The organism is Nocardia altamirensis NBRC 108246 (genome assembly GCF_001612685.1).
Taxonomy (GTDB): Bacteria; Actinomycetota; Actinomycetes; order Mycobacteriales; family Mycobacteriaceae; genus Nocardia; species Nocardia altamirensis.
This window is the reverse complement of sequence record NZ_BDAY01000063.1, coordinates 26,481-36,704: the sequence shown is the minus strand read 5'-3', so window position 1 is coordinate 36,704 and position 10,224 is coordinate 26,481. Positions and strand designations below refer to the sequence as shown.

The 10,224-nt window shown below is 66.6% G+C and carries 11 protein-coding genes; 3 read left to right on the top strand and 8 right to left on the bottom strand.

Annotated features, from left to right (window positions below):
• The first annotated feature begins 17 nt into the window (after positions 1-17).
• Positions 18-1,487 carry a glutamate synthase subunit beta gene (locus NA11_RS29565; protein WP_069165313.1) on the top strand — a complete coding sequence of 490 codons (1,470 nt, stop codon included), beginning with the start codon at positions 18-20 and terminating at the stop codon, positions 1,485-1,487.
• A gap of 650 nt (positions 1,488-2,137) precedes the next feature.
• A complete protein-coding gene (locus NA11_RS29560; protein ID WP_167837761.1) occupies positions 2,138-3,037 on the top strand; it encodes a cutinase family protein in 900 nt (299 codons plus the stop codon).
• Positions 3,038-3,102: 65 nt separating this feature from the next.
• Here the strand turns inward: NA11_RS29560 and NA11_RS29555 are convergent, their stop codons facing one another.
• The 4 genes from NA11_RS29555 to lysX all read right to left on the bottom strand — a co-directional run bounded on the left by NA11_RS29555 (position 3,103) and on the right by lysX (position 7,956).
• The gene (locus NA11_RS29555) at positions 3,103-3,447 is read right to left on the bottom strand and encodes a hypothetical protein (RefSeq protein WP_174567754.1); all 345 of its coding nucleotides are present in this window, start codon (positions 3,445-3,447) and stop codon (positions 3,103-3,105) included.
• 113 nt (positions 3,448-3,560) lie between these two features.
• Entirely contained in the window at positions 3,561-4,172 is a 612-nt protein-coding gene (locus tag NA11_RS29550) for a histidine phosphatase family protein (protein WP_069165311.1), read from the bottom strand.
• A gap of 132 nt (positions 4,173-4,304) precedes the next feature.
• A complete protein-coding gene (locus tag NA11_RS29545) occupies positions 4,305-4,523 on the bottom strand; it encodes a hypothetical protein (protein ID WP_069165310.1) in 219 nt (72 codons plus the stop codon).
• Positions 4,524-4,635: 112 nt separating this feature from the next.
• On the bottom strand, positions 4,636-7,956 hold the full coding sequence (gene lysX, locus NA11_RS29540; protein WP_069165340.1) for a bifunctional lysylphosphatidylglycerol synthetase/lysine--tRNA ligase LysX: 3,321 nt from the start codon (positions 7,954-7,956) through the stop codon (positions 4,636-4,638).
• Between the two features lie 130 nt (positions 7,957-8,086).
• On the opposite strand from lysX, the gene NA11_RS29535 reads away from it, so the two are divergent.
• A complete protein-coding gene (locus NA11_RS29535) occupies positions 8,087-8,305 on the top strand; it encodes an RNA-binding S4 domain-containing protein (RefSeq protein WP_069165339.1) in 219 nt (72 codons plus the stop codon).
• Between the two features lie 9 nt (positions 8,306-8,314).
• On the opposite strand, the gene rraA is transcribed toward NA11_RS29535, so the two are convergent.
• The 4 genes from rraA to NA11_RS29515 all read right to left on the bottom strand — a co-directional run bounded on the left by rraA (position 8,315) and on the right by NA11_RS29515 (position 10,185).
• Positions 8,315-8,803, bottom strand: coding sequence for a ribonuclease E activity regulator RraA (gene rraA / locus NA11_RS29530; RefSeq protein ID WP_069165309.1), 489 nt, complete (start codon positions 8,801-8,803; stop codon positions 8,315-8,317).
• 77 nt (positions 8,804-8,880) lie between these two features.
• The gene (locus NA11_RS29525) at positions 8,881-9,246 is read right to left on the bottom strand and encodes a DUF5313 family protein (RefSeq protein WP_069165308.1); all 366 of its coding nucleotides are present in this window, start codon (positions 9,244-9,246) and stop codon (positions 8,881-8,883) included.
• A gap of 49 nt (positions 9,247-9,295) precedes the next feature.
• Positions 9,296-9,670 (bottom strand): DUF5313 family protein, encoded by a 375-nt coding sequence (locus NA11_RS29520; RefSeq protein ID WP_069165307.1) that lies wholly within the window; start codon positions 9,668-9,670, stop codon positions 9,296-9,298.
• Positions 9,671-9,711: 41 nt separating this feature from the next.
• A complete protein-coding gene (locus tag NA11_RS29515; protein WP_069165306.1) occupies positions 9,712-10,185 on the bottom strand; it encodes an SRPBCC family protein in 474 nt (157 codons plus the stop codon).
• Positions 10,186-10,224 lie beyond the last annotated feature (39 nt).

Sequence of the window (10,224 nt, the reverse complement as noted above, 5' to 3'; positions counted from 1 at the left end):
GATTACGGAGGCCGCTCGTGGCTGACGCGCAAGGATTTTTGAAGCACACCTCTCGGGAACTGCCGACCCGTCGGCCGGTGCCGCTGCGGTTGATGGACTGGAAAGAGGTCTACGAGGAGGGTTTCGCGCACGACACCCTGCAGCGTCAGGCCAGCCGGTGCATGGACTGCGGTATCCCGTTCTGCCACAACGGCTGTCCGCTCGGCAACCTGATCCCCGAGTGGAATGACCTTGTCTACAAGGGCCAGTGGCGTGAGGGCATCGATCGGCTGCACGCGACCAACAACTTTCCGGAGTTCACCGGGCGGCTGTGCCCCGCGCCGTGCGAGGCGTCCTGTGTCCTCGGCATCAACCAGGATCCGGTGACCATCAAGCAGGTCGAGGTCGAGCTCATCGAGAACGCCTTCGACGAGGGCTGGGTGACCCCGGTCTACCCGACTCGGTTGACCGGCAAGAAGATCGCCGTCGTCGGCTCCGGCCCGGCCGGTCTGGCCGCGGCACAGCAGCTCACCAGGGCTGGCCACACCGTGACCGTGTACGAGCGCGCCGACCGCATCGGCGGCCTGCTGCGCTACGGCATCCCGGAATTCAAGATGGAGAAGCGGTTCATCGACCGCAGGATGGCGCAGATGGAGGCCGAGGGCACCATCTTCAAGACCGGGGTGAACGTCGGCGTCGACATCACCGCCGAGCAGCTGCGCGAGCAGTTCGACGCGGTCGTGCTGTCCGGCGGCGCCACCCTGGCGCGTGACCTGCCGATCCCCGGTCGCGAACTCGACGGCATCCACCAGGCCATGGAGTTCCTGCCGTGGGCCAACCGGGTGCAGCTCGGCGACGACGTCACCGACGCCGACGGCCTGCCGCCCATCCACGCGAAGGGCAAGAAGGTCGTCATCATCGGCGGTGGCGACACGGGCGCCGACTGCCTCGGCACCTCGCACCGGCAGGGCGCGGAGAGCATCCACCAGTTCGAGATCATGCCGCGGCCGCCGGAGGAGCGCGCCACCTCGACCCCGTGGCCGACCTACCCGCTCATGTACCGGGTGTCCTCGGCGCACGAGGAGGGCGGCGAGCGGGTGTTCTCCGTCAACACCGAGCGTTTCGTCGGTGCGGACGGCAAGGTCACCGGCCTGCAGGCGCACGAGGTGAAGATGGTCAACGGCCGTTTCGAGAAGGTCGAAGGCACCGACTTCACGCTGGAGGCGGACCTGGTGCTGCTCGCCATGGGCTTCACCGGTCCCGAGAAGCCGGGCCTGCTCGAGGATCTCGGCGTCGGCTACGACCAGCGCGGCAATGTCCAGCGCGACAAGAACTGGGCGACCAACATCCCCGGCATCTTCGTCGCGGGCGACATGGGCCGCGGTCAATCTCTCATCGTCTGGGCCATCGCCGAAGGTCGCGCCGCGGCCGCCGCGGTGGACCGCTTCCTGGAGGGTGAGACGGCGCTCCCGGCCCCGATCACCCCGACCATGGTCGCCCAGCGATGAACTGAACCCTCTCTTACCGGAGCGGAATAAGGCGCCTGTGGACAGCGATGTCCTCAGGCGCCTTTGTTCATTAGCGAATTCCAGATGGTTCACATTTCTTCGCCGGTGTCTTTCCGGTCGAGTCGGTGTGGTCCATGGCTGTTTGCTATGACGGATTCGTGTTGTTCGGGCGCGCGCGAAACCGGGTGTTTTGTGGCGTGCGCGGGGCGGGGTGATGAACATGCCGCTTCGGATTCTGGATTGGATTCCGCGCGGAGTTCATGTCCGGCGGATGTGTTTTCGGGTGCGGTGGCGTCAGCGGAGTAGTCCGGGATGCCTTCGGCGTGTCGCGGTAGCTATGAATTCGCTGCTAGGCGGATTGATTGCGGGGTCGGCGTGTGGGGTCGGGATGTGGTGGGTAACTGCATGTTTGGGGCGCTGTCGGAAATTGGACATCGGCGGGGGTTCGGATGGCGCACGCGGCTTCCTACCTTTATTGTGATGCCGTCGTGCTGCTGATCTTGGGATGAGGGTTGGGGTTGCAGGCGGCACAACGGTGGGTGGCTCGTGTTAACCCAGCGTGCACTGAAACGTCATTCGTCGGGTTCAGCATTGGTGCGCAACTTGTCGAGGGTGCTCTCGCGAGAGGCATGTTTTTGGACTGGAGCGGAATGCAGTTGAAAAAGGTAGTCGCGGCTCTGGGTGCATCCGCGACGGTGTTGTCCGGCTTGGTATTCGGCACCGGCTCCGTGAGCGCCGCGCCCGGGTGCCCGAGCCTGTACGTGGTGGCCATCCCGGGGACGTGGGAGACCGGCAAGGACAAGAAGCCGCAGCCGGGCATGCTGGCTGGCGTCACCAGGAATCTGCCGAGGTCGACCGAGGTCGACTACGTGACCTACGCCGCGACCGCCTTCCCGTGGGAGGGCGAGGTATACGGCAAGTCGAAGAAGGAAGCCGTCGACAACGCGCGCGGCCTGATCTCCGACATGGCACAGGAATGCGGCGCAACGAAGATCGCGCTCGTCGGCTACAGCCAGGGCGCTGACGCCGCAGGCGACCTCGCCGCCGAGATCGGCAGCGGGCAGAGCGTCGTGGCGCCGGACCGGATCGCGGGCGTCGGACTGATCTCCGATCCGCGCCGTTCCCCGACCGACACTCAGGTCGGCGTGCCTGCGCCCGGCGCAGGCGCAGGCGGCGCCAGGGTCGGCGGCTTCGGCTGGATCAGCGACCGCACCCGCAGCATCTGCGCGCTCGACGACCTGTACTGCGCGACCGCGCCCGACGACTTCGTCACCCGGTTCGCCGGCTTCCTGGCGCAGGCGTCGGACGCGAACCCGGCCAACATGTGGCGGTACCAGATCGAAGCAGGCAACATCATGAACGATCTGTTCGCCAGCGGCGGTGTGCCCACCCTGCAGTCGCAGCTGACCGAGTCGGCGAACGAGCAGCGGGCCAAGGATCTGGAGCGCTTCTACAAGTCGCAGGCGCACACCCTGTACGGCAGCTACCCGGTCGGTGGCGGCCAGACCGCCATCTCCTGGATGCACAACTGGATCGCAGGCATGGCCTGATCCAGGTCTCGATCTAGCAAGGCCCACCTCCCGATCGGGAGGTGGGCCTTCGCTTTTCGTGCGGACTAACCGGAACCGGTCGGCGGCAGCAGTTGCTGGAACTGCTGGAACTGCGGCGCGTCACCGGGCTGCGGCCGGTCACCGTTGCCGTGCCACGGCCCGTTGCGGTGGTGGTGTTGGCCGCGCGGGCCATCGCGATGCTGCCCCGACTGCCAATCGGGTCCGTGCGGATGCCCGCTGATATCGCTGCCGTCCTGATCGACGGGTGCCACCGCGGCGGTGGTCGGGTCTTGGGTGTCCGCCGAAGCGGTGGCCGCGAGGGCGCCGAGCGGCAGCGCGATCAACGCGCCTGCCACGGCAACCCTGGTGAGGCGACGACGCCACTGCGTCGGCTTCCTGGAGAGCGACACGGAGTTCCTTTCTCTCGAACGGTGAACCGCGGGTGTGGCGGCTCACCGATCCCATCGAAGGCTCCGTCGCTGGGACGGCGGTGCGACGTCCCTGGCAGTCGTCTGTGAACGGCTCAGGACTTGATGTTGCGCGGCAGCAGATCCCAGACGTGTCCGTTCTCGTTCACCGTCGCCGCGGTGCGACGTCCGGTGCGGGAGAACAGGACTCGGGTGATCGAGCAGTAGTCGATCGGAAAGGTCAGCGGCAGTTCCAAGTCGAGCACTTCCTGCAGAAGCACGTTGATCACGCCGCCGTGCGTGAAGGCGACAACGGTGTCGGCCGGATCGGTGGTCGCCGCGATCTCGGCGACCGCGTCGAGCACCCGCGACTTGAACGCCTTGCCGTCGATCTGCGGCGGAAAATACCCCGCCTTGATCTGCTCGTACACCTCTTTGAACTCGACCTTGGCGTCCTCGATCGGGATGTAGGCAGGCAGGTCCCGATCGTATTCGGCCAGATCGGCGATGACGTCGACGCCGAGCCCCACCTTCGCCGCGGTCGGCCCCGCCGTATCCAGCGCCCGCCGCTGCGAACTGCTCACCACCCGGCTGATCCGATGGTGATCCAACGCCCCAGGCACCCGCTCGGCCTGCTCGAGCCCGACGGGCGCTAGCTCAGGGTCGGCGGGCCCTTCCACATTCATGATCCGAACCGGCTGAGCATGACGAACAAGAATCAACTGCACACGCCCACTCTGCCCCATCAGCGCGGGACACGGCAGTTGGCGGTGCTGATCTTGCGTAGATATCCACGCTGCCATGGGCACGCGAATCGGCCCGGTTCGCGGGGCGAGCCGGGCCGTTCGGTGGGCTGGAAGCTACTGGTTCTTCTTGCGCTTGGTGATCAGGTAGATGCCGCCGACGATCGCGACGACGACCAGGAGGCAGCAGATGCCGCCGATGATCAGTCCGCTGCTGCTTTTCTTCTTCTTTGCCGAGTACTCGAGCGTCGAGGCCAACACGTTCGGGTCGGTCCAGACGCTGTGATCCACCAAGGATGCGCTGGCCAGCAGGTCAAGGTACATTTTCAACCCCATTTCAGGTATCGGGCGATCCTCCGGACCGAACTTTCTCGCTCCGCCCCGGCCCGAATTTCTTAGGGTAGCTGTCCGATTCGTCACCTGTGAACCCTTCAGCGCAATGACCCGATCAGCGCGGTTTCACCAGAGGGAAGGGCAGCGTTTCGCGGATGCTGCGCCCGGTGATCAGCATGACCACCCGGTCGACACCCATGCCGAGCCCGCCGGTCGGCGGCATTGCGTGCTCGAGCGCCTGCAGGAAGTCCTCGTCGAGCTCCATCGCCTCCGGGTCGCCGTTGGCCGCGAGCATCGACTGCTCGGTGAGCCTGCGGCGCTGCTCGACCGGATCGGTGAGTTCGCTGTAGGCGGTGCCGAGTTCGACGCCCCAGGCGACCAGGTCCCAGCGTTCGGTGACGCCATCGATCGAGCGGTGCGCGCGCGTCAGCGGTGACACCGAGGTGGGGAAGTCGATGTAGAACGTCGGCGCCTCGGTGTTGGCTTCGACCAGGTGCTCGTACATTTCCAGCACTACCTGCCCGGCGTCCCAGCCGTGCTGGTAGGGCACCTCGGCCTTGTCGCACAGCTCGCGCAGCTGGTCGAGCTCGGTCTGCGGGGTGATCTCGGCGCCGATCGCCTCGGACACCGCGCCGTGCACGGTCTTCACCGTCCAATCGCCGGAGATGTCCACCTCCTCGAAAGTGCCGTCGCCCTTGGGCCGCAACGCCACCATCGCCCCGTTGGCCGCGACTGCCGCCTGCTGGATGAGCTGGCGGCACACGTGCATCATCCGCTCGTAGTCGCTGTGCGCCTCGTACGCCTCGAGGATGGTGAACTCCGGATTGTGGCTGAAGTCGACGCCCTCGTTGCGGAAGGTCCTGCCGATCTCGAACACCTTCTCCATGCCGCCGACGCACAGCCGCTTGAGATACAGCTCGGGCGCGATCCGCAGATACAGGTCGAGGTCGTAGGCGTTGATGTGGGTGCGGAACGGGGTGGCGTTGGCGCCGCCGTGCACCTGCTGCAGGATCGGCGTCTCCACCTCCAGATAACCCTTGGCGTGCAACGAGTCACGCAGCGAACGGACGACCGCGCTGCGCTTGGCGAGCACCTCCCTGGTCTCGGCGTTGATCGCCATGTCGACGTAGCGCTGGCGCACCCGAGCCTCGGGGTCGGACAGGCCTTTCCACTTGTCCGGCAACGGATGCAGGCATTTGCCGAGCATCCGCCAGTCCGCCGCGAGCAGCGAGAGTTCGCCGCGCCTGCTGCTGCCGATCTGCCCGCTCACCTCGATCAGGTCGCCGAGGTCGAAGAATTCGGTGAACTCGGCGCTGCGTTCGACGCCGACCCGGTCGCGGTCGATGACCAGCTGGATGTCGTCGGTCCAGTCGCGCACCACGGCGAAGATCACGCCGCCGTAGTCGCGGATGCGCAGCAGCCTGCCGCAGACCCGGACGGTGGTGCCGCGCGGCGATTGTCGTGCGCCTGCGACGGAATGGGTCGGCGGGTAGGCGACGGGATAGGCCTCGACGCCGGATGCGGCGAGCCGATCCAGCTTGTCCATCCGCACCCGCACCTGCTCGGGTCGCCGCGGCCGCTGCTCCTGACCTTCGATGTGCTCGAGGTCGGGCGGGCTGCCGTCGGCGTGCAGGCCGACCATCGTCGCGGGCACGGCGCTGTGCGCGCCGGTGTGCACGATCGTCTCCGGTTCCTTGCCGAAGCGTGGCAGGAAGCCCTCGGCGAGTGCGCCAGCGACCGCGACCCGCGGCAGGTGCCTGCGCTCCTCGAACAGGAAAAACCTCGGCTCCCAATGCGGTTGGTATTTCACGTTGGAGCGGTACAGCGCCTCCAGCTGCCACCAGCGCGAAAAGAACAGCAGCACACCGCGCCACAGCCGCAGCACCGGGCCAGCGCCGATCTGGCCGCCCTCCTCGAACACCGAGCGGAACACCGCGAAGTTCAGCGACACCTTCGTGATGCCGTGCTGCTCGGAGTTGAGCGCGAGCTGCGAAATCATCAGCTCCATCACGCCATTCGGCCCGTGCGGGTCGCGGCGCATCAGCTCGAGCGAGACGCCGGTGCGGCCCCACGGCACCAGCGACAGCATGCCGAGCACCCGGTCCTGTGCGTTCACTGCCTCGACCAGCAGGCAGTCCCCGTCCAGCGGATCGCCGAGCCTGCCGAGCGCCATCGAGAAGCCGCGTTCGGTCTCGGTGTCGCGCCAGGCATCCGCGCGCGCGATCACGCTGGGGAACTCCTCGGCCGGAATGTCGCTGTGCCTGCGGATCCGGACGGTGATGCCGTGCTTGCGCAACCGGTTGGCGGCTTGCCGGACCGGCTTCATCTCCGGTCCTGCGAGCGAGAAGGTCCTGGTGTCCAGGATGGCTTCGTCGCCGAGCCGGATGACGGAAAGCCCGGCCCGTCGGTAGGCCGTCGCGCCGATCTCGCTCGCGCCCATGACCGCTGGCGCCCACCCGAATTCGTCGGCCATCCGCAACCAGGCATCGATCGCCTGCGGCCAGGCCTCGCGAATGCCGACCGGGTCGCCGCTGGCCAGGCAGACGCCGAGCTCGACGCGATAGGTGACCGCCGCCTTGCCGCTCGGCGCGAACACCACTGCCTTGTCGCGCCGGGTCGCGAAGTAGCCGAGCGAATCCTCGACGTCGGAGCGCTCCAGCAGACCGCGGATCGCGGACTCGTCGGTGCCCGTCATCGCGTTCGCCGCGCGCTGCGAGCGAAGCAGGATGATCACCGCGGCCAGCAGCGCGATGGCGCCGAACAGGCCGAGCAGCAGATTGACGAACGGGCGCGGATGGCCGTCGAAGTGTTCGTTGTCCACCAGCACCGCGGCCGTCACCCGGTACACCGCCCAGCCGGGCCGCTGCACGCCGCTCGGCAACGTGCCGGGGAACAACTCGACCAGGCCCCAGCCGAGCAGGCAGCCGACCGCCAGGCCGCCGACCAGCACGCCGAGCGCCTTCCAGCCCGCGCCGTGGCGCACCCTCGTGTAGAACTCGCGCCAGGACGAGAGCAGCACCCCGATCACCACGAGATGCAGGATCATCGCCACCAGGGCGTGGATATTGCCGGTGTCGGCGAACTCCCATCCGTTGGCGAACGCGTACAGCGACACGTAGCCGAGTAACAACCACCAGGCGATGCGCTTGCGGCTGGCGAGCGCGCCGGCGAGCAGGCCGATGATGAGCGCCCACATCAGATTGGTGTCCGGCGCGTCGAAGTAGTAGTTGTCGACGTAGCGGCGCGGCACCTGGGTCAGGAAACGCAGCCCCGGCGAAAGGCTCCACAGAAAACACGCCACCGCGAACACCCCGAGTACCAGACCCGCGATATGCGGGACTTCGGCGAGTCGTCCGTGCCCTCGATGCGGGACTGGTGGGGTCGGTCTGTCCGCTGGCGGTTCGATCAGGTGTTGCCGGGCTTGCGTGGTGGTCACTGAACCAGTGTGTACGGTGCCGCCGTCCGGGTGCTCGAAGACCACCCGGGCATGTCGGTTACGCGCGGATCGTCTGCGCGTCCGCGACCCGATGTTTACCGTTTACGGCTGCCCGGTAAGGATGTATCTCATGTCAGAACCAGTCGATGTACCGATCGATGACGACGTCATTCGGCTCGGTCAGTTCCTGAAACTGGCCAACCTGATCGAATCCGGCTCCGAGGCCAAGACAGTGATCGCCTCCGGCCTGGTGCGGGTGAACGACGAGGTGGAACTACGCCGCGGGCGCCAGTTACAGATCGGGGACGTCGTCGCCCTCGCCGGTCACAAGGCCAGAGTGGCTGTCTGACCCCTACTTTCAGTTCTCGGCGCGCACCACGACGCCGTCGTGGTCGCTGTAGAGCATGTCGCCGGGAACGAAGGTGACACCGCCGAACTCGACGGGTACGTCGCGGTCGCCCGCGCCGGTCTGCGTGCTCTTGCGCGGGTTCGTGCCGAGCGCCTTGACGCCGATGTCGAGGGTGCGCAGGATCGCCGAGTCACGGACCGCGCCGTTGACGATGACCCCGGCCCACCCGTTGTCAACGCCGCGGCCTGCGATGATGTCGCCGACCAGCGCGGTGTGCACGCTCGCGCCGCCGTCGACGACGAGCACCTTGCCCTGGCCAGGCTCGCCGAGGGTTTGCTTGACCAGCAGGTTGTCCTGGAAGCAGCGGATGGTGGTGATGCGGCCCGCGAACGCCGCGCGCCCACCGAACTGGATGAACTGCGTGTCGCAGCTGCGGATCTCGGGGCCGATCTCGTCGGCTAGGTCGGCAGTGGCTACAAAATCCTTGGATTCGGTCACGGGCTCAGCTTAGGGATGGCCCAGCGACACATCCGGGAGGGCCACTCCCGTTGTGAGGTCGATCGCCTGGACGGTAGCTAGCGGTGTCCGTAGTGCAGTTCGTACATCTCGCGATCGTGTTCGGAGAACTTGGCGCGGTCGACCAGCGCGGGATTCAATCCGTGCTGGACCAGACGGAAGCGGCGCCACACATAGCTGAGCGCCACGGTGAAGATGATCAACGGGACGATCATCATCACGATCAAGCCGATCTTCAGCGGCATCGGGCCCGGAAAGAGCAGTACCAGGGCGAAGAACGGAATGACCGGCCCGAGGAACCGGACGAGATAGCGTTCCATGGCCCCGTGTCCGACGAGGTCGCGGATGACCCACTCGTGTAGCCCCTCGGGGAGCTCGCGGCCCAGATCGTAGGCGATCCGCTGCCTGATGGTGGGGGTGTTCATACGTCAAGGCTATGCCTGTGGCATTGGTCACCGCTAGGTTGCTGAGCCGTCAACCTCGGCCGTGCCTGCGCTCGTAGGCGAGGCGTTCCGGCTCGGCTTTGCGCCGGGCCGCTGCATCGGCCAGCGCCGGATCGAGGCCGTGCTTGATCAGCCGATGCCGCCGGTAGACATACATCAACGCCACCGTGAAATAGATCAGCGGCAGATACAGCAGCGCCATCATCGCCAGCCCCATCCACAGCGGGCCGGGCAGCAGCAGGAACACCATCAGCACGGGGATGATCGGCAGCAGGATGCGCAGCAGATAGCGCCGGGTCGCGCCGCGTCCGACCAGGTCCTCGCGCACCCAGTCCGCCATCGATGCGGGCAGGGTGCGGCCACCGATGTAGCCGAGGCGCTGGACGAAGGACGGTGTCGCGCTCATCGGACCAGCATCCAGGGCCGACGGCCGCCAGTGCAACCGGATCAGTGCACGGATTGCCCGGATTCGCGGGACGCGTGGAAGGCGACGATCTGGGTGATCAGGTGGTGCGTGGTGTGCTGCACCGCGATCTTCACGAACGGTTCGATGGTCTTGCCGAGCGCGCGTCCGGCCAGTCCGCTGCCGACCTTGAAGTCGACGATCGCGTCGACGGTGCACAGCGCATCGCTCTTGGGGCGGAACAGGAAGGTCGATTCGACGTCGAAGCCCTTGATCGACTTCACCGCGATGGCCGCGTGCTCTTCCCAGCGGACCACCTCGATGCGCGACTTCAGCGAGGCGGGACCGAGCTTGATGTGACCGTCGAAGGTCGCGCCGACGCCGACCGTCTGGGTGCCGACCGGCGTGAAGGACTGGATTCCGTACAGGAAGCGCGGCAGGTTCTGATAGTCGTTCACGTAGGCGAACGCGGACTCCGCCGACGCGGCACAGTCCTCGACGATCTTCACTTCGGTCATGCGAAAACAGTAACCGGTGTCGATCTCGGCTGCCTGGTC